Genomic DNA, 26,772 nt, shown 5'->3' on the forward strand with positions numbered 1-26,772 from the left:
CCCGCCTACGAAAGCAGGAGTCGGTTTTTCCACCAACCGAAAATTATTCCGCCCACAATCCGGGAGACATGCAGGACAATGAACCATTCCGTGCAGGGGTTGTCGTCAAAGCAACTTTATGGTGTTTTTTTGGCGTCGAAATGACGATTTTTTTAACCAAACCTTCCTAAAAGAGGAGGCTTTGGCGGTTTTTACGAAAATCCTTTGGCGGTAAATGTGTTCTTAATTTCCGCTTGTTAGGTTGGCATCCTAACTCCAAAGGTGAGTGTTTATGCAACAAGCGGGCAGCACAGCATTCGAAGAAGACGTACGCCTCTCGTTCGTGGCTTCGCTGTACCAGCAGCGGGGCACGTTGTTTGCTGGCATGATCGCGCATGTGCTCACCACAATGCTGATTTATCTCCGCATTGACGATCCGTTTTATCTATTTAGCGGCTTGGCACTTTTCATAATTTGGGCAGTTCGCAATCTTGACATGTTGGCCTTTGACCGGTTGGACAAGTCCGCATTCAAGTTCAGTGACACCCTGCACTGGGAGAGACGCTATGTTGCGGGCTCTCTGGTTGCTGCTTTTGCATTGGGTACGATGTGCGGCCATGCATTGGTGGTTGCACAGGACTCGTTTGCAGAGCTGGTGTCAATTTCCGTTATCCTGGCCACGATGATCTCCGTCGTTGGACGAAACTTCGGATCGCGGTTGAATGTCGACATGATCATTCTGGCGGCTTGTCTGCCGATGATGGCAGGGCTTGTCATGGCTCGTGACCCTTATATGAGTCTGATGGCGCTGCTTTTGTTGCCGCTATTCCTGACAACGCGCTCGATGGCGAACGGGGTTCGTGATTTTCTTTACAATTCAGTGACTGCTGAACGGAAAACCTCGGAGATTGCGGAACGGTTTGACACTGCACTCAACAATATGTCGCACGGATTGTTCATGCTTGATGGGGAAGGGCGGATCGAGGTTGCCAATCGCAAAGCCCGCGAGTTTTTTAGCATTGACAGTAATATTGATTTGACTGGTCGCGCCTTGAAGGCGGCAATGCGACTGGGTGCCCGCAATGGCATGATCGCAAAGGAGAACTTTGTGCAGATCAATGAACATCTCGAAAAGCTGATCAGTGGTCGCGAAGATCGTTCACTGGTGCGCCTGGACAAGAACTCCTGGCTTGAATTCAGTGCCCGGCACCGGGGCGAAAAGGGTGTGGTTCTGATTTTTGAAGATGTGTCGGATCGTATTGAATCCGAGAAGCGTATTTTGCAAATGGCGCGCTTTGACAGCCTGACCAGTTTGCCCAACAGGTCGTGGTTCAAGGAAATTGTGGCGATCAAGAATGCCAAGGCAAAACCCGGCCAGAATCTGGCGCTGGCGGTTCTCGATATCGATGATTTCAAGCATGTCAACGATACCATGGGACACGTCAACGGCGACAGGCTGCTGAGTTCGATTGCGAATCGCCTGAGGTCGTTGTCCCGACAGAAAATCGTCATTTCCCGGTTTGGCGGCGATGAGTTTGTGCTGTTTTTCCCGGATGTGGCGGATGCGGATGAGTTGCAGACATCAATGGACCACGTGATTGACACGTTGCGTGGTACTTACATGATTGACGGGCATAAGCTTTTTATAAGTCTTTCGGGTGGAGCAGTCATGGCGCCGGTTGCCGGGGTGCAGGTCGAGGAGTTGCACATTCAGGCAGACCTTGCCTTGTATGAAGCAAAGCGCCGGGACAAGAACCGCTGGACACTGTTCGAGGAATCGATGGATCAGCAGTATTCTGCACGTCAGTACATGAAAAGCGAACTTCGTGAAGCGATCCGCACAGGGGCAATGGATCTGTTTTATCAGCCGATGTTCAACCCCGCAGGTACCCAGATTGCCGGTGCCGAAGCCTTGTCGCGGTGGAACCATGCGGAGCTTGGGCCGATATCGCCTGCGGTCTACATCCCCCTTGCCGAAGAGATGGGGATCATAAGTGAACTCACCCATAGCGTGTTCGACAAGGCGGTGCGTGATTGCTCCAATTGGCCCGGCGACCTGTTTGTCTCCGTCAATCTTTCCGCTCATGACCTGGGCGACCGGACCATAATATCGGTGATTACCGACGCGCTCGACAGATACAATCTGGCGCCGGAGCGGCTGCAACTGGAAATCACCGAGAGCGGACTGATGAACGACCTGGAGGTGGCCAGAGACATTTTGACGGAACTCCGGGCCATGGGAATGCAAATCGCTATTGATGATTTCGGAACCGGCTATTCCAGTCTCAGTTATCTTGATATTTTGCCGCTCAACAAGGTCAAGATCGACCGGTCCTTTGTCAGTAATCTCACCGAAGACGCAAAAAAGCTGAAACTCCTGCGTGGTGTTGTCCACCTCGCGCGCGAGCTTGGGCTGGATGTTGTCGTCGAGGGTGTAGAGACCGAAGAGCAATTGGCGATGATCCGCGACAACAATTGCGCCGATCTGATTCAGGGCTACATTTTCGGGACACCGATGCCGAAGGGCGCTTTCCTGGAACTCGCGGCCAAGCTGGCCAAGCCGGGAAAACAGAAGGCAGCTTCGACAGCCAAGCGGCGGTCCCGGTCAGCACAACTGGCGCACTGAAGCCAACCTGATCTGACAAGCGGCTATCAATTCCAAATTAATTGTCCCCGGTGCTTTTTCACAGGTCTGCCGGTGTTCTGTGTGTTTTCAACGTTTCGTTAACCATAATAAATAGTTAACAGGCTGTTTGCGGCGCTATGTGATTGCTTAATGAAAAATTAACGATAAGCTTCTCCTTGAGAAATTATGGGGATCATGTCGTCCATGACAAAAGCTAATCCAGACACGGTTTCGGGATTTGGTGCCAGCGTGATGCGCTTTCTTGAAAGCATTGAGTATCGTCGCATCGAAAGCGCTGACGATCTCGCGGATGTTGCTCGAATTCGTCAAAAGGCGTTTTCGATGGTTGGGCTGGCCCCGCAAAATGGCACGCATCTGATTGACGATCTTGATTTCAAACCGAATGCGCATGTGATGGGTGTTTTCTTCGACGAACAACTTGTCTCGACTATCCGTGTTCATCACGTCACTGCAGCTCACCGCGACAGCGTTGCCGTGTCGCATTTTCCCGATATCATGAACCCGCTTCTTGATGCCGGTAAAACCTTTATCGATCCGGTTCGGTTCGCAGCCGACCCTGATACCATGCGCGAATACCCGGCATTGCCCTATTTGACTTTGCGGGTTGCAACCATGGCGACCGTCTTCTTCGATGTGGATTTTTGCCTGTCGGTGATCAAGCCGAACCATCGAGCTTTCTACAAGCGTGTCTTCCAGTCGATTGAACTGACCGAACCTCGTTATTTCGAGCGCTATGACAGCAATATCGAGCTGCATGGGGCCAATGCCCACGAGTTGAAGCGAACGCTCTTTGACCGCTATCCGTTCTTCCGGTCGCAGCCGCATGAGCGCAAGATGATGTTTGCACCACGCGAAGTACTAGGGCTCACACCCCTGACGATCCTGCCAACGGCTCGGTACGCGCTTCAACAAGCCAGTTGAATGAAGCCAATCATTGATGGCCATGGCGAGGCTCAGCAATGCCTGGAGGTCATTGACCGATATTACCCTTGGCTTGTGACTGCTTGTCCATTGCACATTGCCGGTGGTTTGTGTAATTCCTCGGTAAATTGTCATTAGGGGAGTTACAGCATGGCTGAACAGAAGAATGGTCCTGTCGAAACTGGCGCTGCAATGGATTATTCCGAGCACGAGAGAACCTACGTAGGATTTCTTGCTGCGGCGAAGTACGGAACGATTACCATCGTGGCTTTGTTCATCGCCATGGCCCTGTTCTTTTTTTCCGGCGCCGGCGCCATCGTCAGCTTCCTGGCGTTCCTCATTCTCAGCATCGGCGGTTCTATTCTCGCTCGCTGAAGCATTCGCACGCGCCGGGGTCTTGAGTGATCTGCCCCGGCGTGTCTCATCCTGTTGTAAGAGGAGGGGCTCTCGTGGGCGCCACTGTATTTGTAGCCAAAGAGTCAGATTCGCTTGAATCACGCGTCGCCGCTTCGCCGGAGACCGTGAAAAAGATGACTGCACTCGGCTTGGAAGTCATTGTTCAGAAGGGTGCTGGCGAGAAATCCAGGATTACCGACGCGGACTTCATCGCTGCCGGCGCGACAACGGGAACCGCAGCGAGTGCCAAGAAGGCTGATGTTGTTCTTCGTGTCCGGCGTCCGTCGGAAACGGACATCAAGTCTCTCAAATCAGGCGCAATCGTGCTTGCGCAAATGGATCCCTACGGCAATGAAAAGGCGCTCGCCGCCTTGGCAAAAGCCGGGGTCACGAGCTTCGCCATGGAATTGATGCCGCGCATCACACGGGCGCAGTCAATGGATGTGCTTTCATCACAGGCAAACCTCGCCGGCTATCAGGCGGTTATCGAAGCCGCCCATACGTTCGACCGGGCAATGCCGATGATGATGACTGCGGCTGGCACCGTGGCAGCGGCGAAAGTCTTTGTGATGGGAGCCGGTGTTGCCGGTTTGCAGGCAATCGCCACCGCACGCCGTCTTGGTGCTGCGGTATCGGCCACCGATGTGCGTCCTGCCGCCAAGGAGCAGGTTGCTTCGCTCGGCGCAAAATTCATTGCTGTTGAAGACGATGAGTTCAAAGCTGCCGAAACCTCCGGCGGCTATGCCAAGGAAATGTCAAAAGAGTATCAGGCCAAACAGGCCGCGCTGGTCGCCGATCATATCTCCAAGCAGGATATCGTCATCACCACTGCGTTGATCCCCGGCCGTCCGGCACCCAAGCTGATTTCGCGCGATATGCTCAAGAGCATGCGTCTGGGTTCTGTGGCCGTCGATCTGGCGGTTGAGCGCGGTGGAAACATCGAAGGCTCCAAGCCTGGCGAAACCGTCACAGTCGATGGCGTCACGGTGATCGGCATTCTCAACATGCCCGGGCAGATCGCTGCAAGCGCATCGCTGCTCTACGCCAAGAACCTTTTGACCTTCCTCGACACCATGATCGACAAGGAAACCCAAACGGTCGTCGTCGATCTTGAGGATGAACTGGTCAAGGCGACGGCGTTGACCCATGGCGGCGCAATCATTCATCCCGCATTTGGCGGTGAAAACACCAAGGGAGCAGCGTGATGGCAGGATCCGCACTTGATACCGCTCTTGAAAATCTGGAGCAGGCCTTAAGCGCAGTCCGTGAGGCTGCGGAAAATGCCGGGCCAGCGGGCGACGGCATTGCGGCAGCCGTTCACGCGGCAAGCGGCGGGGCGATTGACCCGTTTGTTTTTCAGGTCGCAATTTTCGTTCTGGCGATTTTTGTCGGCTACTACGTGGTCTGGTCGGTGACGCCGGCCTTGCACACGCCTTTGATGGCTGTGACCAACGCAATTTCCTCGGTCATTGTTGTGGGCGCACTGCTTGCCGTCGGCACATCGCTCTCGGGTTGGGCAACCGGCTTCGGGTTTGTTGCGCTGGTGCTTGCGTCGGTCAATATATTTGGCGGGTTCCTCGTCACCCAGCGCATGCTGGCCATGTACAAGAAAAAAGAGAAGTGAGGGCCGGCTGATGTCAGAGAATTTTGCCGCATTCGCCTACCTCGTTTCCGGTGTCATGTTCATCATGGCTCTTCGGGGCCTATCCCATCCAACGACCAGCCGTCAGGGTAACCTCTACGGCATGGTTGGCATGGCAGTTGCCATTGTCACGACTTTGCTGCTTGCCAAGCCTTCATTCAGCGGATTTGCGATGATTGTCGCAGGTCTCGCCATTGGCGGCGGCGCGGGCGCCTATATCGCTCGCAAGATTCCGATGACATCAATGCCGCAGCTGGTTGCGGGCTTTCATAGCCTGGTCGGTCTTGCTGCCGTTCTGGTGGCGTCGGCAGCGCTTTATTCGCCGCATGCCTTCGGCATCGGTGAAGTCGGCGAGATCCATGCGCAGGCGCTGATCGAAATGTCGTTGGGCGTCGCCATCGGCGCGATCACCTTCACCGGTTCGATCATTGCGTTTCTCAAGCTTGATGGCCGCATGTCGGGCAAACCAATCATGCTGCCAATGCGCCACGTCATCAATGCCGGACTGCTGATCGGTATTGTCGTGCTGATCGGTGCGCTTGTGGCGACGGAAAGCTACACGGCGTTCTGGCTGGTGGTGGTTCTGTCGCTGGCGCTCGGTGTGTTGCTCATCGTGCCGATCGGTGGTGCTGACATGCCGGTTGTCGTGTCGATGCTCAATTCCTATTCGGGTTGGGCTGCGGCCGGCATTGGCTTCACACTTGGAAATCTGGCGCTGATCATTACCGGTGCGCTGGTAGGCTCATCTGGCGCGATCTTGTCCTACATCATGTGCAAGGGCATGAACCGGTCCTTCATCTCTGTCATTCTCGGTGGCTTTGGCGGCGAAGCCGCAGCGGCTGGCAGTGATGATATTGATCGCAGCGTCAAGCTCGGTTCGGCCGACGACGCCGCTTTCCTGATGGCCAATGCATCAAAGGTGATCATCGTTCCTGGATATGGCATGGCAGTGGCTCAGGCACAGCACGCCACACGGGAACTGGCTGACAAGCTCAAGGAACACGGCGTGGAGGTCAAGTATGCCATCCATCCGGTGGCCGGCCGTATGCCCGGTCACATGAACGTGCTGCTGGCAGAAGCCAATGTGCCCTATGACGAAGTCTTCGAACTCGAAGACATCAATTCGGAGTTTGCGCAGGCTGACGTGGCCTATGTGATTGGCGCCAATGACGTCACCAACCCGGCGGCGCGCGACGACAAGACATCGCCGATCTACGGCATGCCGATTCTGGATGTCGACAAGGCGCGCACCTGCCTGTTCGTCAAGCGTTCGCTCGGTTCCGGCTATGCCGGCATCGACAACACCTTGTTTTACAAGGACAGCACGATGATGCTGCTGGGCGACGCCAAGAAGATGACCGACGATATCGTCAAGGCGATCGATCACTGATTTGGGTGTTGATGCAGCTCTATAAAAAAAGTCCCGGAAACAATTTCCGGGACTTTTTTTTTGGTATTGGTTCTGGTGTTTAGTCAGCTGCTGAGCGCAGCTGGATTTCGGCAATGCCGACAGCGACATTGAGGCCTTCCTGGGCCTGAACGCTGACAGGCTGGAGCGAGAAAGTCTCGTCAGAACCGCCAACCAGGATATTGACGCCTGCGCCTGCTGCTGCCGTTGCTTCAGCCGACACACCGCGATAATCACCTGAAAGCGAGCCCGGCTGATATTCATAATCAGTGGTCGGGGCGAGAACGACCCATTCGATCACGGACGCGCCAGTGACTCCAATGTCGACGCCGAATTTGTTGATGACGCCGAAATAGGCTTCCTTGGGAGAATCGGCGTTTGCCGGGGTGTATTCACAGGACAAATCCTTGGACGAACCGAAGATAAAGCCGGTTCCGCCTTCAACGACGCATTCCAGAAGCCCCAGTTCTACACTGTCCGCATGGGCAGGGATCGTCGCCGCGCTCAATCCGAGGGTGGCGATAACTGCCGCTGCGGCGGATATTTTGGTGGTCTTGATCATGATGTACTCACTTTCCCGTTTATTGGTTCGGTGAGACAACGGGCTCGGGCGCCAATGGTTCCGAAACGGGATCAGCCCCTTGGGTCGTCATGATTTTGCTGTGATATGTACCGGTCACGTCGAGCGCCTGCCTGCTACGCCGCGCATCCATTCGAACGCGACATGCATCAGGCAGGAGTGCTCCGAATCAGCGCACCCGACCCAGACCGTCGATCGCCGGACGATATTTTGGATCAAGCTGGGCAGCCCGGGCATAAGACCGGGACGCACGCTTCTTGTCGCCGCGGCGCTCATAGATCAAGGCCTGATTGGACCAGGATTCGGCGATCTTCTCATCGAGCTCGATTGCGCGATTGAAATCGGCAAAGGCGTTGTCATCATCGTTGAGTGCGACATAGGAAATGCCGCGGCCATTGTAGGGCTCAGGTGAGTTGGGCGCCAAGGAGATGGACGTCGAAAAGTCTTCGATTGCCTGCGGGTGCTGATTGCGCAGCTGCTTGATCAGGCCGCGATTGTGGTAGGCTCGCGGATCGGTGGTCTGAAGACTTATGGCACGATCGTAATCATTCATCGCCTCATTCACTCGCCCAGCCTGGCGATAGAGATTACCGCGCCCGATCAAGGCGACGTCGTAACGCGGATTGATCTGCAGGGCGCGATTGTAGTCTTTTGCCGCATCGTTCTGGCTGCCCATCGACCGATGAATCAGGGCTCTGTTGGCATAGGCCTGATAAAATGAGGGGTTGAGCTGAATGGCTCGGTCGAAATCCTCAAGGGCATTGCGGTATTGACCGGACCGACCATAGGCCGCGCCACGCACATTGTAACCCTCGGGGTCCCGCGGATTGCGGCGGATAACATCAGTCAGCGACGAGATGTTCTCGTCAGTGCCCTGAGTCTTGTCGATGGAGATGGCATCAATGGGCGATGTGGTCGAGCAACCTGACACCGCCATGGTGATGACGGCAGTTGCTGCCAGCAAAACAGACCGAGCTGCGCTTGTTTTTCGAGTTCCTGCCGCTGCAAACAAACGCATCATATAAGCCCACCTTGCTCTTCCGGCGAAATTCCGGTCCGCCACTGAAAAAGGCGGAGACGAATAATCGTCCCCGCCTCACATTCATGCAAGCCCAAAAGGGCAAAAAAACGGCTAGATCAGCGAGTTGGTGCGGCCGGACGGCCACCGCCGATAAGACCTTCACGCTGGGCGCGCTTGCGAGCCAGCTTGCGAACACGGCGGACGGCTTCTGCCTTCTCGCGCGCACGCTTCTGCGATGGCTTCTCGTAAAAATCACGCATCTTCATTTCACGGAAAATGCCTTCGCGTTGCATTTTCTTTTTAAGAGCGCGGAGCGCCTGATCGACATTGTTATCGCGGACAAGTACCTGCACGTTGATCCCGTTCCTTCGAGTTTTTGGTTGCTGAAGCAACCCTGGCAAACAAAAATTCCGTTCGTTCGGCCAAGGGCGTTACGATTGAGGTGGCAAATATCAGTTTCGAACGCCCAAGTCCAGTCCCCCGGCAACTTGACAATGGGGGCGCTCCTGTATTTTTCATCACATTATCGGCCATACTGATTTTGTCGCGTGACCGGAGGGAACCGTGCGACAAAACCCACTGCGACATTCATGGTCGTTCAGAGGTCGCAAAAGAGCCGATGCGAGGCAGATGAATTTGCTCTTGCTGGGGTATAGCATACCAGGAACATTGGGAGCCAGACAGTCATGCGCAAATACTCCGCTTTTGCCGTTGCCCGTGAGGCAATGCGCGGTCACAAGGGCTGGCCGGCGCAATGGACATCGCCGGAGCCGCGAAAAAGCTATGATGTCATCATCGTCGGTGCCGGCGGGCATGGGCTGGGCACGGCCTACTATCTCGCCAAGGAACATGGCATCACCAATATTGCGGTGATCGAGAAGGGCTGGCTCGGCGGTGGCAACACCGGTCGCAACACCACCATCATTCGCTCCAACTATCTTTATGACGAGAGCGCCGGGCTTTATGATCATGCGCTCAAGCTGTGGGACGGGTTGTCGCAGGATCTCAATTACAATGTGATGTACTCAGCCCGGGGCGTGATGATGTTGTCACACAATGTCCACGACACCCAGGTGTTCAAGCGCCACATCCATGCCAACCGGCTCAATGGCATCGACAATGAGTGGCTGACACCTGAAGAAGCCAAGGCGTTCTGTCCGCCGCTCAACATTCACCAGTCGGCGCGCTATCCGGTAGTTGGCGCAGCCTTGCAGCGCCGTGGTGGTACAGCTCGCCACGACGCGGTGGCCTGGGGTTATGCACGGGCCGCTGCCGATATGGGCGTTCACATCATCCAGAATTGTGAAGTGACCGGCGTCCGCCGTGCCGATGACGGATCGGTCTCCGGCGTCGACACAAGCCGCGGATTCATTGGCGCGAAGAAGGTTGGCGTTGTTGCTGCCGGACACACATCGGTGATCATGGAAATGGCCGGCATCCGCATGCCGCTCGAAAGCTATCCGTTGCAGGCGCTGGTGTCCGAGCCGGTCAAGCCGATTTTCCCCTGCGTGGTGATGTCAAATACGGTGCATGCCTATATTTCGCAGTCGGACAAGGGCGAGTTGGTCATCGGCGCAGGCACCGACCAATACACCTCCTATTCCCAGACAGGCGGGCTGCACATCCTCAGCCACACGCTCGATGCCATCTGCGAAATGTTCCCGATGTTTACGCGGATGAAGATGCTGCGCTCCTGGGGCGGCATTGTCGACGTGACGCCGGACCGCTCGCCGATCCTGTCGAAAACCCCGATCAAGGGGCTTTATGTCAATTGCGGCTGGGGCACCGGCGGGTTCAAGGCAACGCCGGGATCGGCCAATGTGTTTGCGCATACAATTGCGCGGGACGAGCCACACAAGATCAACGCGCCCTTCAATCTGGACCGCTTCAAGACCGGACGTCTGATCGATGAAGCGGCGGCTGCCGCCGTGGCGCATTGAGGCTTGAACTGATGACCCATCAATCCATCAATCTGGCAGACAAACTCGACGGCTTTGCCGATTTGTGGTCGCCGAAAATCGTGGCCGGGTTCAATGGCCACGATGTGATGGTGGTCAAGGCCAATGGCGACTTCAACTGGCACTCCCATCCTGACACCGATGACTTCTTTCTGGTGCTGTCCGGGCGTTTGACCATCCAGATGCGTGACGGCGACGTCGTGCTGGGACCCGGTGAGATGTATGTGGTGCCAAGGGGCGTTGAGCATTGTCCGCGCGCCGACGAGGAAACCCATCTTCTCATCATCGAGCCTGCGGGCACGCCGAACACCGGCAATCCCGAAACAGCTGCGATCAAAACCACGATCTGACCGAGGACCACGCAAAATGCTCCTGATCCACTGTCCCTACTGCCAGGAAGACCGGCCCGAGCTCGAATTCCGCAACACGGGCGAGGCGCATATTGAACGACCGAAGGATATCGCCGCGATCAGCGACGAGGATTTCGAGGCGTTCTTCTTTATCCGGACCAACCCGAAGGGCGTTTCCTATGAGCGCTGGCGGCATATTCACGGCTGCGCCCGGTTCTTCAACGCCGTGCGTGACACGGTCAGCGACAGATTTGTCACCACCTACAAGGCCGGTGAGCCGCGTGTTGACGTGGTGCGCGGCGAGGACGGGGTCTTGATGGTCAAGGGAGCGAAACAATGAGCGGCGCCAACCGGATCAAGGGGCAGGGCCGGCTGACGCCCGCCAGGGTCGTGCGCTTCACCTTCGATGGCAAGGCACTGTCGGCTGTCGAAGGGGACACGCTTGCTTCGGCGCTGATTGCCAATGGCATCCATCTCACCGGGCGGTCTTTCAAGTATCACCGTCCACGCGGCATGCTGTCGGCTGGCCCGGAAGAGCCCAATGCGTTGATGGATGTAGGCCGGGATGCCGCGCGACGGACACCGAATGTGCGGGCCACCGTGCAGGAGGTCTTTGACGGCATGCAGTCGCAGTCGCAGAACCGCTGGCCGTCGCTGGCCTTCGATGTCGGCGGGCTCAACAATTACGCCTCGCCGTTTTTCGCCGCCGGTTTTTACTACAAGACCTTCATGTGGCCGAAAGCGGCCTGGAAAAAGATCTACGAGCCTATCATTCGCGCCGCAGCTGGTCTGGGCGTATCGCCGAGCGAGCCGGATCCTGATCATTATGCCAACCATAATGCCCATTGCGATGTTCTGGTGATCGGCGGCGGCGCTGCCGGTCTTTCTGCCGCACTTGCCGCGGCGCACTCCGGTGCCAGCGTGATCCTGTGCGACGAGAAGCCTGAAACCGGCGGCGCGTTTCATCATGAGACTGATGCGACCATTGACGGCGTGTCCGGCCGGGACTGGGCGCAGAAAGTCACCGCAGAGCTCCGCGCCATGGACAATGTCCGGGTGCTGACCCGCACCACAGCGTTTGGCTATCAGGCGCAAAACCATGTCGCGCTTCTGGAGCGGGTGACCGAGCATCTTGCCAATCCGGACCCGGCGCTGCCGCGCGAACGGCTGTGGCAGGTCCGGGCCAAACAGGTTGTCATCGCCACCGGCGCCATCGAGCGGCACATGGTGTTTGCCAACAATGACCGCCCCGGCATCATGCTGGCTTCGGCGGCGCGGACATTTCTCAATCATTACGGTGTCGCTGTCGGGGCCAAGGTCGGGGTCTACACGGCCTGCGATTCGGCCTGGAACGCAGCTTTTGATCTCAAGCGGGCCGGCGTTTCGATTCCGGCTATTGTCGATGTGCGACCTGATCCCGATCCGGCGCTGGTGGCACAAGCCCGGGAACTCGGTATCGAGGTTCTCGCCGGTCAGGCTGTGCTCGACACCTCGGGCGCGCTACGGGTCAAGTCGATGAAGGTCGGCAAATCGAGTGGTGGGTCTACCCGAACTATCGAGATCGATGCGCTGATCATGTCGGCGGGCTGGACACCGTCCGTGCACATGTTTTCGCAGTCGCGCGGCAAGGTGGTCTGGGACGAGGCTAGCCAGCGCTTCCTGCCCGGCCGCAATGTTCAGGATTGCGTCAGCATTGGCGCCTGCAATGGTATCGACGATCTGGGTGACGCAGTCGCAGGTGCTGCAAAGGCTGGTCACGAGGCGTCAAAGGCTGCCGGCGTGAAAAGCCGCAAAGCCTGGATTGCGCCTGAGGCAGAGACTCAGACATCCTGGGCCGGAAGCATGATGGGGTCGGCCGCCGGTGCCGGTCCTGACACCACGGTCAAAGCGTTTGTCGATTTTCAGAATGATGTCACCGCCAAGGACATTCGGCTTGCTGTGCGTGAGGGCATGCATTCGATCGAGCACGTCAAGCGCTTCACCACCAATGGCATGGCAACCGATCAGGGCAAGACCTCGAACATGCATGGCCTGGCGATTGCGGCCGAGATGCTCGACAAGCCGTTGCCGCAGGTGGGTCTGACTACATTCCGCTCGCCTTACACGCCGGTGACCTTCGGTGCGATCGTCAATCATTCGCGCGGCGATCTGTTCGATCCGACGCGGCGGACGCCGATGCATGGCTGGGAAGAAGCCCATGGCGCGGTGTTTGAGGATGTCGGCCAGTGGAAGCGCGCCTGGTATTATCCGCGCGCTGGCGAGGACATGCATCAGGCGGTCAATCGCGAGTGCCGGACGGTGCGCGAGAGTGCAGGCATGTTCGACGCCACGACATTGGGCAAGATCGAGGTTGTCGGCCCTGATGCGGCCGAATTCCTCAATCTGATGTACACCAATGGCTGGGACAAGCTGCAGCCGGGCCGCTGCAAATACGGCATCATGCTGCGCGAGGATGGCTTCATCTATGATGATGGCGTTGTCGGGCGACTGGCCGAGGATCGCTTTCACGTGACCACGACCACCGGCGGTGCGCCGCGGGTCATGCATCATATGGAAGATTATCTGCAGACCGAATTTCCGCATCTGAAAGTCTGGCTGACCTCGACGACCGAACAATGGGCGGTCATCGCTTTGCAGGGACCCAAGGCGCGCGAGATCATCGCGCCGCTGGTCGAGGGCATCGACCTCTCCACCGAAGCCATGCCGCATATGAGTGTCCGCGAAGGCAAGATCTGCGGTGTGCCGACGCGGCTGTTCCGGATGTCATTCACCGGCGAGGCCGGATACGAGGTCAATGTGCCTGCCGATTATGGCGAGGCGGTCTGGAAAGCGCTGTGGGCGCGGGCAGAGCCGCTGGGCGCTTGCGCCTATGGTACCGAGACCATGCACGTGCTGCGGGCCGAGAAGGGCTATATCATTGTCGGTCAGGACACCGATGGCACGGTGACACCGGACGATGCAGGGCTCAACTGGGCCGTGGCGAAGAAGAAGCCGGATTTCGTCGGCATTCGCGGCATGAAACGGCCCGATCTGGTTGGCGGCGGGCGCAAGCAGCTTGTCGGGCTGACGACCAAGGATCCGAACATTGTTCTGGAGGAAGGCGCGCAGATTGTTGCCGATCCGAATCAGGTCATTCCGATGACCATGATCGGACATGTCACATCGTCCTACTGGTCGGAAAATTGCGGCCGGTCGATTGCCATGGGCGTGGTCATCGATGGGCGCGCGCTCAAGGGCCAGACACTGTATGTACCGATGCCGGAGCGGGTCATTGAAGTGGAAATCACCGATGCCGTGTTCATCGACAAAGAGGGAGTGCGTCTGAATGGCTAAATTCGCTCAAGCCGTCCGTGCCGAGCCGCTTGCCGGACGGGTCAGCAGCGCCGCCGGTGTTGCCCTGACACCGGCAGTTCCCGCAAATCGTGTGTCGTTGAGGGCCGGACCAGAGAGCGTCAAGGCAGTATCTAAAGCACTCGACCTCGACCTTCCATTGCAGCCAAAAACCTCGGTGCGCAATGCGCGCGGCCGTCTGGCCGTCTGGCTGGGTCCTGATGAATGGCTGATTATTGACGAGGCCGGCGACCCGATGATGGACCTGGCCAAGGCCAAGGTGCTGCATTCGGCGGTTGATATCTCCCACCGCAACACCGCGATCCTGGTGACCGGCGAAGGCGCGCGCCCGACGCTGGAATCGGGATGCCCGCAGAATCTGGGCGACGCGGTGTTCCCGGTCGGTGCGGCAAGCCGCACTGTGATGGGCAAGATCGAGGTGGTGATCATTCGAACCGGAGAGACAGATTTCCGGGTGGAATGCTGGCGTTCGTTTTCAGATTACGCCTTTTCCTTGCTGTCAGAAGCCGCCAAGGATTGCCTCGCATAGGCGCAGATCGGTTTATGCGGCTTAGACTTGCGGCAGGTCCTTGGGGTCAAACTGGATGATGGTCATCCACGATGCCGTCAAGGCCGGTTTCTTGCTGCCCTCGATTTCCACCGTTATGTCAAAGGTGGTCATCAGCAGGCCGGGACCGCGCAACCGTGATTCCTTGAGAAAGAAACGTCCGCGAATCCGGCTGCCGGCAGGCACCGGGGCCATAAAACGCATCTTGTTGAAACCGTAATTGATCCCGACATTGTCCTCGCGCAGTCTTGGGACGGCATCGGAGTGCATTGCCGACAACATGGAAACCGTCAGAAAGCCGTGCGCGATGGTTCCGCCGAATGGCGTTTCTTTTGCGCGCTCCGGATCAACATGGATGAACTGGTGATCGTCGGTGGCGTCGGCAAACAGGTCGATACGCGATTGCGGCACATCGATCCACTCTGAGACGCCAACTTCAGTGCCGACCAGATCCTTGACCTCGGCAATTGATATCACTCGTTGCACATATATCTCCAAGTGTGAAAGGTGAGTCAGATGGGTGGCAAACTAGAATTATATGCCACGTATTGCATCAACTCATCCAAGCCTGCGTGCTGATGGCTTTACAATTCCCCAACGTTAACGGCACCGTCTGGCTCGCTTTGGTTCATTTCAGGACAGTATCAGCATTCTCTTGCCAGCAGATTACCGAGCGCGGAGGGACAGTCTCATCGCCCAATGCGCCCGGTGTTGTTTGGTTCCACTTGCCTGTGGTGTCCGGTAGCTGGAAGAAAACCTCGTGGCGGTCGCGATTGAAGACTATCGCGGTGCGTTGCCCGATGGGTCCCAGCACCATCATGAATGTGTTCCTTTGCGGATCTTCCCATTCAGGCGGGGTCATTGCGCGCCCGTCTGCAGTCAGCCAGGTAACCTGATCCGGCTTATTCGAATCGGAGGAATCCTTGAGGAACTCCGTGCGCATCAGATGTGAGGAGCCATCCCTGAATGCCGCCCAGGCGCGGGTGAATTCCAGCCGCGGCTGATTGAGGCCTTTCCAGTCCCGCCAGGTCACGGCGTTATCCTGCGCATAGGCGTTGTTGTTGCCGCCCTGTGTGTGGCCAAACTCGTCGCCGGCAGTCAGCAGGATGGTGCCCCGGGTCGCAAACAACGTGGCAATCAGTGCCTGCGCATCGGCCTCGCGGCTTGCGAGGATGGCCGGGTCATCGCTTGCGCCTTCGGCACCATCATTCCAGGAATAGTTGGCATTGTGTCCGTCGCGGTTGTCCTCGCCATTGGCTTCATTGTGCTTGTTCTCAAATGCCACGAGATCGCCAAGCGGAAAGCCGTCATGGGCGGCAACGAAGTTGACGCTGCGGGTTCGGGTCGCGCCCTTGCTTTTGAAAATGTCGGACGAGCCCGAAAGCCGGGTCGCCAAAGCGCCGGTCATACCCTCGTCACCACGCCAGTAACGGCGGATATCGTCGCGTGCGTGATCGTTCCACTCGAGCCATGGCGGGCCGAAATGTCCGAGTTGATAGCCGCCCGGTCCAATGTCCCATGGCTCGGCAATCAACAGCCTGTCATGCAGTACGGGATCATCGACAATGAGTTGCAGCAATCGAGCGTCGGCTGAAAAGCCGTTCTGGTCGCGACCGAGAATCGGCGCCAGGTCGAAGCGAAATCCGTCAATTCCGGCCTGGGTCACGAAATGGCGCATACTAGCCAACACAAGTTCCTGAACTTCCGGTCGGTCGCAAGCGAGCGTATTGCCGCATCCGGTGTCGTTGATCAGGTTGCCGGATTGATCGTGACGATAATAGGCCGCGTTTCCAAGTCCGCGCAGCGACAGGGTCGGCCCATGCAGGTCGCTTTCCCCGGTGTGGTTGAAGACCACATCAAGGATGACACCGATTCCTGCTGTATGCAGCGCCGCGCACACGAAGCGGAGATCGGCGATACCGCCGGGCGCCAGCCGCGGATCAAGCGCCAGCATGGTGACGGGGTTGTAGCCCCAGGCATTGGTCAGTCCCAGCGGTCCAAGGTGACGTTCATCAATCCAGGCGACGATTGGCATCAGTTCCACGGCGCTGACATGCAGCGCACGCAGATGCGCGATGATGGACGGATGCGCTAAGGCCCGCAATGTGCCGCGATCGGCTTCGGGGACGTCAGGATGCAGAAGCGTGAAGGCGCGAACCGGAAGCTCATAAATGAGACCGCCGGGCTTCACACCCGGCCGGTCCGGGTTGAGCGCCGGCAGCGGTTTCTCGACGATGGCCTTCGGCACGATTGCGGCGGTGTCTTCACCAAATGCCCCGAGACGAGGATCGTAGACAAAGAGGCGATCCAACCTGACGGCAAACGGGTCGACCAGCAGCTTTGACGGGTCAAAGCGGTGGCCTTGTGCGGGTTGCCAGGGGCCATCTGCGCGAAGTCCGTAGCTGGCACCGGCCTGAATGCCTGCGACGAAGGCCGTGAAAAAGCCATCCTCAACTTCGGCAAGTTCATGGCGCGCGATCTCCTGATCCGCACCGTCGAACAGGCAGACCGTGACCGATGTTGCTGACGGCGCACGCACAGCAAAACGAACTCCGTCGGCCGTCAACTCCGCGCCCGGCTTCGGCGGAACACCAAGTTCAGCAGGATTGCTCATCAGGTGATGACAGTGGGAGCGTCGCGCCCGGTCCGCTTGCTGATGCCAGCAAGCGCTTCGGCGGCATCGATGACGGGCGCAAGGGCGGCTTGCGTTTCCTGATCGTGCTGGTTGGGGTCCGGTTCGTGGCGCTCCATATAGACCCGAAGCGTTGCGCCGGAGGTGCCGGTGCCGGACAGGCGGAAAACCAGCCGTGCGCCACCTTCGAAAAAGATCCGAAGCCCCTGATTGCGGCTGACCGATCCGTCCACCGGGTCATGATAGGAAAAGCTGTCGGCCCTTTCGACGGTCAAGGACCCGACCTGACGGCCAGCGAGGCTGTCGAGGCTTTCCTCAATCGCAGCCATCAAGGCGTTGGCATTGGCGGTATCGATGGCTTCATAGTCATGACGCGAATAATAGGTCCGGCCATATTCGGCCCAATGGTCACGGACAATCTCCAGCGCGCTTTGGCGCCGGACCGCCAGGATGTTGAGCCACAGCAGCACCGCCCACAACCCATCCTTTTCGCGGACATGATCGGAGCCGGTTCCCGCACTTTCCTCACCGCAGATGGTGCAGCGTCCGGCGTCGAGCAGATTGCCGAAAAACTTCCAGCCCGTTGGGGTCTCGTGCATTTCGACGCCGAGCTTTTTGGCAACCCGGTCGGCGGCGCCGCTGGTCGGCATCGAACGGGCTATGCCCTTGAGGCCGCTCTTGTAGCCGGGGGCTAGATGGGCATTGGCAGCCAGCATGGCAAGTGAATCAGATGGCGTGACAAAGATGTTGCGGCCGATGATCAGGTTGCGATCACCATCGCCGTCCGAGGCTGCGCCGAAATCAGGTGCGTCCGGTCCCATCATCAAATCGTAGAGCATCTTGGCGTGAACCAGATTTGGATCGGGATGATGTCCGCCAAAATCCTCAAGCGGGGTGGCGTTGAACACCAGAGCGGGATCGACTCCAAGGCGGCGTACCAGAATTTCGCGCGCATAGGGGCCGGTGACGGCGTGCATTGCATCGAAGGCAACACTGAAACCGCCTGAAACCAGCGCACGGATGGCGTCGAAATCAAACAGCGTTTCCATCAACTCGGCATAGTCAGTAACCGGATCGACAACCTCGATCACCATCCCACCAGCTTCGAAAACGCCGGTCTGGTCGAGATCCACGTCGTCGAAGTCGGCGATCAAATACCGATCAATGGTCTGGGTGCGGGCATACATCGCTTCGGTGATCTTCTCCGGTGCCGGGCCGCCATTGGAGATGTTGTATTTGATGCCGAAATCCTCGGTGGGACCCCCGGGATTGTGGCTTGCCGACAGTATCAGCCCGCCGAAAGCCTCGAATTTGCGAATCAGGTGGGAGGCAGCCGGTGTTGATAGAATTCCGCCCTGTCCAACAAGAACCCGACCGAAACCGTTGGCAGCCGCCATGCGGATCGCGGTCTGGATAACCTCGCGATTGTAAAACCGGCCATCACCGCCGATCACCAGTGTCTTGCCCTCGAAGCTCTCGAGACTGTCGAATATCGACTGGATGAAAGCTTCGGTATAGCCGGGCTGCTGAAACACGGGGACCTTCTTGCGCAGCCCCGACGTGCCGGGTTTCTGATCAGGGAAGGGGGTGACGGATACAGTCCGGTTCATGGATTTTTACTCTTTATTCGCAAGAAGTTCGGCGTAGAGATCGGCATAGCGCAAGGCGCTGCGGTCCCAGGAGACGTCTGCCTCCATGCCCTGGTTCTGTAGTCGCGCCCAGACCTTTGGCTCAGCGAAGGCACGGACGGCGCGGCGCAGCGCTTCGCGCAGGGCGTCGGGCGTGACCGGGGAGAACTGAAAACCGGTCGCAACTCGCGCCGCACTGGCTGCCTCGTTGGCGTCGATGATCGTGTCGGCCAGTCCACCGGTGCGGGCAACCACCGGAACATTGCCATAACGCAATCCGTAAAGCTGGGTCAGGCCGCAGGGCTCGAACCGTGATGGCACCAAAACCATGTCGCCGCCGGCCTGCATGAGATGCGACAGCGGCTCGTCATAGCCGATGACCAGTCCGACATGGCCGGGATGCCGCTCGGTGGCGGCCAGGAGCGCTGCCTCGAGTGCCTGATCGCCGGAGCCGAGGACCACCAGCTTGGCCCCCATGCCGACAATGTCATCAACAAGCTCGGTGAGGACGTCGATGCCCTTTTGCCACGTCAGGCGGCTTACAACGGTAAACACCGGACCATCGGTGCCGGCCAAACCGAACCGGTCAGCCAGTGCCTTGCGGTTGGCCTGCCGTTTTTTCAGCTTGGAGCGGCTGAAATTGGCCGGGATCATCGGGTCGGTTGCCGGGTCCCAAACCTGGGGATCGATCCCGTTGACGATACCATGCAAAGCGTCGGCGCGGGCGTTGATCAAGCCATCCAGCCCCATACCAAAGGCGGGCGTCCGGATTTCCTGGGCATAGGTCGGGCTGACAGTGGTAATGGCGGAGGCCATTTGCAGGCCGCCCTTGAGGAAGCTGACATCACCATAATACTCAAGTCCGTCGACCGAAAAAACCGCAGGCGGCAGATCAAGCTCAGGGAAGATGTCGGGTCCGAACTGGCCCTGAAACGCAATATTGTGAATCGTCATGACCGTCGGCGTGGCAGCGGCACTACCTTGTTTCATATAGACCGGCACAAGCCCGGCTTGCCAATCATGGGCATGGACAAGGTCCGGAATCCAGCCATCCAAACCACCTTCCGCGATGGTGGCTGCAGCGCGGCACAGTGCTGCAAAGCGGCGCCAATTGTCGGGGTGATCGGCACCCGCTGCATTGGTGTAAGGCCCGCCGTCACGGCCATAAAGCTCCGGCGCGTCCAGAACGAGGAACTGGACCCCGTCAATCTTGCTGGCAAGAACGGTTGCACTTGCGCCAAACAGATTGGTGAATTCCAGAACCGGAACCGGCCTTTTCAGCTTGGCCATGACCTGCTTGTAGCCGGGCAGCAAAACCCGCATGTCGACTCCGTGGGCAGCCAGCGCCGCGGGCAGGGCGCCCGCGACATCGGCAAGCCCGCCGGTCTTGATCAACGGATAGACTTCGGAGGCGACGGAGAGAACTTTCATTCGTAGATCAATCCTGCACGGTCAAGCATGTCCTGGGTGATCAGGCAGATCCCCGATTCCGATCGGTGGAAACGACTGGCATCCAGCTCCGGATCCTCTCCCACAACCAAACCTGCCGGAATTTTCACGCCGCGATCGAGCACCACCTTTGACAAATTGGCATGCCGTCCGATGACGCATTCGGGCAGCACCACCGCCTCGTTGAGTTTTGAATAGGATCGGCACAGAACACCGGTAAAAATCAGCGATCGATGCAGTTCCGAGCCGGAGATGATGCAATCGCCAGACACCAGCGAGGACAGCGCCATGCCGCGACGGCCTTCTTCATTGTGAACGAATTTTGCCGGTGGCCGGATCTCGGCGTAGGTCCAGATCGGCCATGACCGGTCATACAGATCAAGCTCGGGCAGGATGTCGGTCAGGTCGATATTGGCCTGCCAATAGGCGTCAATCGTACCGACGTCGCGCCAATAGGCTTCTTTCTCGGGTGTTTCGCGGACACAAGATTCAGCAAATCTGTGCGCCACGGCTTTGCCGTGTTCGACGATATAGGGGATGATGTCCTTGCCGAAGTCACGGCTGGAATCCGGATTGGCGGCATCGCGGCGCAACTCATCCATCAGGAACTCGGTGTTGAAGACATAAATGCCCATTGAGGCCAGCGCCATATCCGGATTGTCGGGCATGGCGGGAGGATCGGCAGGCTTCTCGACAAAGGCGATGATCTCGTCCTTGTCGTTGACATGCATGACGCCAAAGCCGACCGCTTCCATGCGCGGCACCTCAAGGCAACCGACCGTGACATCGGCACCGGAATTGACGTGCTGCTGCAGCATCAGTTCATAGTCCATCTTGTAGATGTGATCGCCAGCCAGAATGACCATATATTTGGGCTCATAGCTTTCGATGATGTCGATATTCTGGAAGACCGCATCAGCGGTGCCGTCATACCATTGGGTTTCCGATACGCGCTGGCTGGCGGGAAGGATGTCGAAGCTTTCATTGCGCTCGGGGCGCAGGAAATTCCAGCCGCGCTGCATGTGCCGGATGAGGGAGTGAGCCTTGTATTGCGTGGCGACGCCGATGCGCCGGATGCCGGAATTCAGGGCGTTGGACAGGGCGAAATCAATGATCCGCGATTTGCCGCCGAAGAAAACCGCAGGTTTGGCTCGGCGGTCGGTCAGTTCCTTCAGACGGCTGCCACGACCGCCCGCCAAGACATAGGCCATGGCGTCGCGCGCCAAAGGCTGGATTCTCTTGTTCTCCATTTTTTCCTCCCCTTTCGTGTTCTCCGCGGTCAAGTCAGCCGGGGGTGAACATCAATGTCGCCAATGGCGGTAACGTCAGTTCCGAGATCGCATACCCATCCTCCGAGCGCGTGATGACTTCACCGAGATTGCCTTTGCCGGAGCCACCATAGATGGTGGCATCCGAGTTGAATATTTCAAGCCATGTTCCGTCATGAGGCATCGGAACGCGGTATCCAGACCGGACAGTGGGCGTCAGATTGGAGATGATGACCACTGGTTTTTCACCCGGTGCGCGGCGAACCCAGGCAAGTACCGAATTCGCGTTGTCATCTGCTATCAGCCATTCGAAGCCCTCGGGTTCGCAGTCGCGCGCATGCAAGGCGGGTGTTCGCGCGTAAAGCTTGTTGAGATCGCGCACCAGGCACTGCATTCCGTGATGGCGAAGGTCGTCAAGATGATCCCAGTCCAACTGCCGGGCCTCGCTCCATTCGCCTCGCTGGGCAAATTCCTGCCCCATGAACAACAGCTTCTTGCCGGGATAGCCCCACATGAAACCGTAATAGGCTCTCAGATTGGCAAATTTCTGCCACTCATCGCCGGGCATTTTGGTCAGCATGGAGCCTTTGCCATGCACCACTTCATCGTGCGAGATCGGCAGCACGAAATTCTCGGAGAAGGCATAGACCAGGCCGAAGGTCAGTTCGTCATGGTGGAACTGGCGATGCACCGGGTCGCGCTGGAAATAGGTCAGCGTGTCATGCATGAATCCCATGTTCCATTTGAAGCCAAAGCCCAGCCCGCCCTCATGCACCGGCGCTGAGACCTTGGGCCAGGACGTCGATTCCTCGGCGATGGTGACAATGCCGGGATGACTGCCGTAGACAGCCTTGTTCATCTGCCTGAGGAATTCGACCGCATCGAGGTTTTCGCGGCCGCCGTCCTTGTTGGGGACCCATTCGCCTTCCTTGCGGGAATAATCGAGATAGAGCATCGACGCGACAGCATCCACGCGCAAACCATCGACATGATAGGTTTCGGCCCAGAACAACGCGTTGTTGAGAAGGAAGGACGAGACCTCCCGCCGTCCGAAATTGTAGATGGCGGTGTTCCAGTCGGGATGGAAGCCCTGGCGCGGGTCGGCATGCTCATAAAGCGCCGTGCCGTCGAAATGAGCCAACCCATGGGCGTCGACGGGGAAATGCGCAGGCACCCAGTCGAGCAGAACACCGATACCGACCATATGGGCGCCATCGACAAAGCGGGCAAAGCCCTCTGGTTCGCCAAAGCGGGCGGTTGGCGCGTAAAGTCCGGTGGTCTGGTATCCCCAGGACGGATCATAGGGATGTTCGGCGATTGGCAGGAACTCGATGTGGGTAAAGCCCATTTCGACGCAATAGGGGATCAGTTCACTGGCCAGTTCGTCCCAGGACATGAACGACCCGTCAACATGCCTGCGCCAGGAACCGGGATGCACCTCGTAGATCGACATCGGCTGACGGCGGGCGTCGACCTTGCTCCAATGAGCGCGGTGGGCACTGTCTTTCCATTCATGGGTGAGATCGGGTTCGACGATCGAGGCCGTCGCAGGTCGCATTTCGGCGCGGCGCGCAAAGGGATCAGCCTTCAGCGGCAGTCTTTCGCCATCGGGACCAAGAATTTCGTATTTATAGGCGGTGCCAGGTTTGACGCCGGGGGCGAAGATTTCCCAGACCCCGATCTCGGCACGGCGGCGCATCACATGGCGACGGCCATCCCAATCGTCAAAGTCGCCGACGACCGAAACCCGCTTGGCATTGGGCGCCCATACGGCGAAATGCACGCCGTCTGCGCCTTCATGATGGATCAGATGGGCGCCAAGCTTGTCAAAAAGCCGCAAATGCGAGCCCTCGGCGATGAAATAGTCATCCATCGGGCCGAGCACGGGACCATAGCTGTAGGGATCGTCAATGACCCAGGTGCCGGTGGAATTGGCTGCCGCGTAGCGCAAAGGCTGGCGGGTGGTAATCTCGATGCGGCCTTCGAACAGTCCTGTCGCCGCACCCGGTTCTAGTTTTCCGGCGGGTTTGCCATCCAGCGTGAGGGCGGAAATCTCATCGGCGCCGGGCGCAAACACCCGGGCGATAAAACCGTCACCAAATTGCTGGACACCGAGAACAGAAAAAGGGTTTCCATGCGTTCCGGAAGCAATCGCTTCTGCTTCGTCAGCCGGCAGGTGAAACGTCTTCCTGTCGGCGTCGTGCACGGTTCCCTTTGGGGTCATGGGCCGGCTTTCCAGATTTCCTTTGCATACTGACGTATCGTCCGGTCCGAGGAGAACCAGCCAACACGCGCGGTATTGAGGATAGTACGGCCATACCATGCCTCTTCGTCAAGCCATAAACTGTCGACCCGGCGTTGAGCTTCGGCGTAGGCGTCGAAATCGGCGGTGACCATGAACCAGTCATGCTCGTAGAGCCCGTCGGTCAGTTCGGTAAAACGATCCCGGTCATCGGGACTGAAAACACCTGACGAAATCGCAGTCAGAGCCTGCGACAACTCGCGAGAGGCCTCGATGATGGCGCGCGGATTGTGGCCGGTGGCGCGGCACTCGGCGACTTCGGCTGCCGTCATGCCGAAGATGACGATGTTGTCTTCACCGACGCATTGCTGGATTTCGACATTGGCGCCGTCCAGCGTGCCGATGGTAAGCGCGCCGTTGAGCGCAAACTTCATGTTGCCGGTGCCAGATGCTTCCATGCCGGCGGTCGAAATCTGTTCGGAAAGGTCGGCGGCAGGCACGATCACTTCAGCCAGAGAGACGTTGTAATTGGGGATGAAAACGATCTTGAGCAGGCCGCGCACGGCAGGGTCATGATTGATGACCCGTGCCACGTCATTGGCCAGTTTGATGATCAGCTTGGCATTGTGATAGCTCGGCGCCGCCTTGCCGGCGAAGATCTTCACCCGTGGGGTCCAGTCGCGTTCGGGATGAGAGCGGATCTGGTCGTAGAGTGCGATGGCCTCGATGATGTTGAGCAATTGCCGCTTGTATTCGTGGATGCGCTTGATCTGGATATCAAACATCGCCGAGGGGTCGATCTTGATGCCCATGCGGCGGGCTACCAGATTGGCCAGGCGGACCTTGTTGTCGCGCTTGACCGCGGCGAAACGGGCACGGAATTCGGCGTCTCCGGCGAAAGGTTCAAGTGCCTTCAGGGCTTCCGCATCGTCCATGAATTCATCGCCGATGACTTCGCGGATCAGCGAGAACAGGCCTGGATTGCATTGCATCAACCATCGGCGCGGGGTGATGCCATTGGTCTTGTTGTTGATCCGGTCCGGGTAAAGGCCGTGAAGATCGGAAAACACGGTCTGCTTCATCAGATCGGTGTGCAATGCCGAGACGCCATTGATGGAATGGGAGCCGACAAAGGCCAGATTGCCCATGCGCACGCGGCGCTCGCCACCTTCGTCGATCAATGAGACCGAGCGCGCCTGTTCGTCGTCATAGCCGCGTTCCTTGCGGGCATGGACCAGCACCTTGGCGTTGATCGCATAGACCAGCTGCATATGGCGGGGCAGCAGCCGCTCGAACAACGGCACCGGCCAACTTTCCAGCGCTTCCGGCAGAAGCGTGTGGTTGGTGTAGCTGAAGGTTTCGCGGGTGATGTCCCAGGCCGGATCGAACTCCATGCCATGGACATCGATCAACAATCGCATCAGTTCGGCCACCGAGACCGCCGGATGGGTGTCATTGAGCTGAATGGCGACCTTGTCCGGCAGCGAGAGCAGATCACCATATTGCTGCAGATGGCGGCGCAGGATGTCCTGCAGCGAGGCAGATGAGAAGAAGTATTCCTGACGCAGGCGCAATTCCTGGCCGGCCGGCGTGCCGTCGGCAGGATAGAGCACCCGGGCCAATGCTTCGGCCTTGTTGCTCTCGCGCAGCGCGCCAATATGGTCGCCGGCATTGAAAGCATCGAGCAGAATCGGGTCGATCGGCTGTGCGGTCCAGAGCCTGAGCGTGTTGACCCGGTTGGCGCGCCACCCGACAACCGGGGTGTCGTAGGCAACGGCAATCACGCGCTCCTGCGGCTTCCAGGCGCAACGCTGGGTCTCGTCGCTGTCAGTTTCGGTGTCCAAAATGTCGACCGATCCGCCGAACCCGATTTCATAGGCGCTTTCGCTGCGCTGGAACTCCCAGGGATTGCCATGGGAAAGCCAGGTCTCAGGCAATTCGACCTGCCAGCCGTCGCTCATCTGCTGCCGGAACAGGCCGTGGACATAGCGAATTCCGTAGCCATAGGCCGGAATATCGACCGTCGCCATGGATTCCATGAAGCAGGCCGCCAGTCGTCCGAGGCCACCATTGCCGAGTGCGGCATCCGGTTCAAGTGCTGCGACCACGTCAAAATCAACCCCGAGCGACTCCAGCGCTTCGCGGACTTCTTCGAGCATGCCAAGATTTGAGACAGCGTCGCGGGTCAGCCGGCCGATCAGGAATTCCAACGACAGGTAGTAGACCCGCTTGCCGCCGCTTTCATAGGTTTTGCGGGTCGATTCCATCCAGTGGTCGATGACCCGGTCACGGATGACCAGAATGGTGGCGGTCATCCAGTCATGAGGCTGGGCGACCTTGGCATCCTTGCCGATCGAATAGGTCAGCCGCTCGATGATTTCTGCAGCCAGAGTCGCCGGGTCGGATCTGCGCGGCTCAGGCGAAGGTAGATCGGCGCGTGCGGACTTGGATATCATCGTATTTCCCATTCATCTTGGGGCGGCGCGCGGCCAGAGGTGACGTCAGTCCATCGCTCACTACGCAGTGGGCGGTTTGTTGTCAATAAGACTATTTAAATCCATTAGATTGGTGTTTTGAGCGATAAAATACGCAAATTGCCTTGGAGCAGCTGTCTGATTTGCGGCCGGACAGGCCTGAATCCGGCAGCTGGTTATCATCCGCACAAGACAGATCTACAGTTGCATGATTGTATTCGGTGGGTCCGGATTTGTTCCACCGATTGTCCTTCATCAATTCAAAGAGTTACAGCTACC

At 58.1% G+C, this 26,772-nt stretch carries 21 protein-coding genes; 11 read left to right on the forward strand and 10 right to left on the reverse strand.

Annotated elements, in window-relative coordinates:
- Window positions 1-271: 271 nt before the first annotated feature.
- From IMCC20628_RS01605 to IMCC20628_RS01630, 6 genes are all read left to right on the forward strand, one after another.
- Window positions 272-2,605: an EAL domain-containing protein gene (locus IMCC20628_RS01605; RefSeq protein WP_047028743.1), complete on the forward strand. Its 2,334-nt coding sequence runs from the start codon at window positions 272-274 to the stop codon at window positions 2,603-2,605.
- Between the two features lie 186 nt (window positions 2,606-2,791).
- Window positions 2,792-3,547, forward strand: a complete 756-nt coding sequence (locus IMCC20628_RS01610; RefSeq protein WP_052766257.1) for a hypothetical protein — start codon at window positions 2,792-2,794, stop codon at window positions 3,545-3,547.
- 150 nt (window positions 3,548-3,697) lie between these two features.
- Complete coding sequence (locus IMCC20628_RS01615) at window positions 3,698-3,922, forward strand: aa3-type cytochrome c oxidase subunit IV (protein WP_047028744.1); 225 nt, start codon at window positions 3,698-3,700, stop codon at window positions 3,920-3,922.
- Window positions 3,923-3,996: 74 nt separating this feature from the next.
- On the forward strand, window positions 3,997-5,148 hold the full coding sequence (locus IMCC20628_RS01620) for a Re/Si-specific NAD(P)(+) transhydrogenase subunit alpha (protein WP_047028745.1): 1,152 nt from the start codon (window positions 3,997-3,999) through the stop codon (window positions 5,146-5,148).
- Window positions 5,148-5,567 (forward strand): NAD(P) transhydrogenase subunit alpha, encoded by a 420-nt coding sequence (locus IMCC20628_RS01625; protein ID WP_047028746.1) that lies wholly within the window; start codon window positions 5,148-5,150, stop codon window positions 5,565-5,567. Before IMCC20628_RS01620 ends, IMCC20628_RS01625 begins: the two co-directional genes overlap by 1 nt.
- Before the next feature lie 10 nt (window positions 5,568-5,577).
- Complete coding sequence (locus IMCC20628_RS01630) at window positions 5,578-6,975, forward strand: NAD(P)(+) transhydrogenase (Re/Si-specific) subunit beta (RefSeq protein WP_047028747.1); 1,398 nt, start codon at window positions 5,578-5,580, stop codon at window positions 6,973-6,975.
- A 79-nt stretch (window positions 6,976-7,054) separates the two neighbouring features.
- On the opposite strand, the gene IMCC20628_RS01635 is transcribed toward IMCC20628_RS01630, so the two are convergent.
- The 3 genes from IMCC20628_RS01635 to rpsU all read right to left on the reverse strand — a co-directional run bounded on the left by IMCC20628_RS01635 (window position 7,055) and on the right by rpsU (window position 8,947).
- The gene (locus tag IMCC20628_RS01635; RefSeq protein ID WP_047028748.1) at window positions 7,055-7,555 is read right to left on the reverse strand and encodes a DUF992 domain-containing protein; all 501 of its coding nucleotides are present in this window, start codon (window positions 7,553-7,555) and stop codon (window positions 7,055-7,057) included.
- Between the two features lie 187 nt (window positions 7,556-7,742).
- Complete coding sequence (locus IMCC20628_RS01640) at window positions 7,743-8,594, reverse strand: tetratricopeptide repeat protein (protein WP_156174380.1); 852 nt, start codon at window positions 8,592-8,594, stop codon at window positions 7,743-7,745.
- Window positions 8,595-8,710: 116 nt separating this feature from the next.
- On the reverse strand, window positions 8,711-8,947 hold the full coding sequence (gene rpsU / locus IMCC20628_RS01645; protein ID WP_047028749.1) for a 30S ribosomal protein S21: 237 nt from the start codon (window positions 8,945-8,947) through the stop codon (window positions 8,711-8,713).
- A 333-nt stretch (window positions 8,948-9,280) separates the two neighbouring features.
- On the opposite strand from rpsU, the gene IMCC20628_RS01650 reads away from it, so the two are divergent.
- Genes IMCC20628_RS01650 through IMCC20628_RS01670 form a run of 5 tightly spaced genes read left to right on the forward strand, consistent with a single transcriptional unit; the run spans window position 9,281 to window position 14,782 of the window.
- Window positions 9,281-10,534 carry a sarcosine oxidase subunit beta gene (locus IMCC20628_RS01650; RefSeq protein ID WP_047028750.1) on the forward strand — a complete coding sequence of 418 codons (1,254 nt, stop codon included), beginning with the start codon at window positions 9,281-9,283 and terminating at the stop codon, window positions 10,532-10,534.
- An 11-nt stretch (window positions 10,535-10,545) separates the two neighbouring features.
- Window positions 10,546-10,902, forward strand: coding sequence for a cupin domain-containing protein (locus IMCC20628_RS01655; protein ID WP_047028751.1), 357 nt, complete (start codon window positions 10,546-10,548; stop codon window positions 10,900-10,902).
- A 16-nt stretch (window positions 10,903-10,918) separates the two neighbouring features.
- A complete protein-coding gene (locus tag IMCC20628_RS01660) occupies window positions 10,919-11,242 on the forward strand; it encodes a sarcosine oxidase subunit delta (protein ID WP_047028752.1) in 324 nt (107 codons plus the stop codon).
- Window positions 11,239-14,235: a sarcosine oxidase subunit alpha gene (locus IMCC20628_RS01665; protein ID WP_047028753.1), complete on the forward strand. Its 2,997-nt coding sequence runs from the start codon at window positions 11,239-11,241 to the stop codon at window positions 14,233-14,235. Before IMCC20628_RS01660 ends, IMCC20628_RS01665 begins: the two co-directional genes overlap by 4 nt.
- Window positions 14,228-14,782, forward strand: a complete 555-nt coding sequence (locus IMCC20628_RS01670) for a sarcosine oxidase subunit gamma (protein ID WP_047028754.1) — start codon at window positions 14,228-14,230, stop codon at window positions 14,780-14,782. Before IMCC20628_RS01665 ends, IMCC20628_RS01670 begins: the two co-directional genes overlap by 8 nt.
- A 21-nt stretch (window positions 14,783-14,803) precedes the next feature.
- On the opposite strand, the gene IMCC20628_RS01675 is transcribed toward IMCC20628_RS01670, so the two are convergent.
- From IMCC20628_RS01675 to IMCC20628_RS01705, 7 genes are all read right to left on the reverse strand, one after another.
- The gene (locus IMCC20628_RS01675; RefSeq protein WP_047028755.1) at window positions 14,804-15,286 is read right to left on the reverse strand and encodes a MaoC family dehydratase; all 483 of its coding nucleotides are present in this window, start codon (window positions 15,284-15,286) and stop codon (window positions 14,804-14,806) included.
- A 142-nt stretch (window positions 15,287-15,428) separates the two neighbouring features.
- Window positions 15,429-17,414: a glycogen debranching protein GlgX gene (gene glgX, locus IMCC20628_RS01680; RefSeq protein ID WP_047028756.1), complete on the reverse strand. Its 1,986-nt coding sequence runs from the start codon at window positions 17,412-17,414 to the stop codon at window positions 15,429-15,431.
- Window positions 17,414-19,042, reverse strand: a complete 1,629-nt coding sequence (locus IMCC20628_RS24980; RefSeq protein ID WP_047028757.1) for an alpha-D-glucose phosphate-specific phosphoglucomutase — start codon at window positions 19,040-19,042, stop codon at window positions 17,414-17,416. Before IMCC20628_RS24980 ends, glgX begins: the two co-directional genes overlap by 1 nt.
- 6 nt (window positions 19,043-19,048) lie before the next feature.
- Complete coding sequence (gene glgA / locus IMCC20628_RS24985; protein WP_047028758.1) at window positions 19,049-20,491, reverse strand: glycogen synthase GlgA; 1,443 nt, start codon at window positions 20,489-20,491, stop codon at window positions 19,049-19,051.
- On the reverse strand, window positions 20,488-21,759 hold the full coding sequence (glgC, locus tag IMCC20628_RS01695) for a glucose-1-phosphate adenylyltransferase (RefSeq protein WP_047028759.1): 1,272 nt from the start codon (window positions 21,757-21,759) through the stop codon (window positions 20,488-20,490). The genes glgA and glgC overlap by 4 nt, the downstream gene beginning before the upstream one ends.
- Window positions 21,760-21,793: 34 nt before the next feature.
- Entirely contained in the window at window positions 21,794-24,001 is a 2,208-nt protein-coding gene (glgB, locus tag IMCC20628_RS01700; protein ID WP_047028760.1) for a 1,4-alpha-glucan branching protein GlgB, read from the reverse strand.
- Window positions 23,998-26,487, reverse strand: coding sequence for a glycogen/starch/alpha-glucan phosphorylase (locus IMCC20628_RS01705; RefSeq protein ID WP_197078374.1), 2,490 nt, complete (start codon window positions 26,485-26,487; stop codon window positions 23,998-24,000). Before IMCC20628_RS01705 ends, glgB begins: the two co-directional genes overlap by 4 nt.
- Window positions 26,488-26,772: the final 285 nt, after the last annotated feature.

Source organism: Hoeflea sp. IMCC20628 (assembly GCF_001011155.1).
In the GTDB taxonomy this organism is placed as follows: domain Bacteria; phylum Pseudomonadota; class Alphaproteobacteria; order Rhizobiales; family Rhizobiaceae; genus Hoeflea.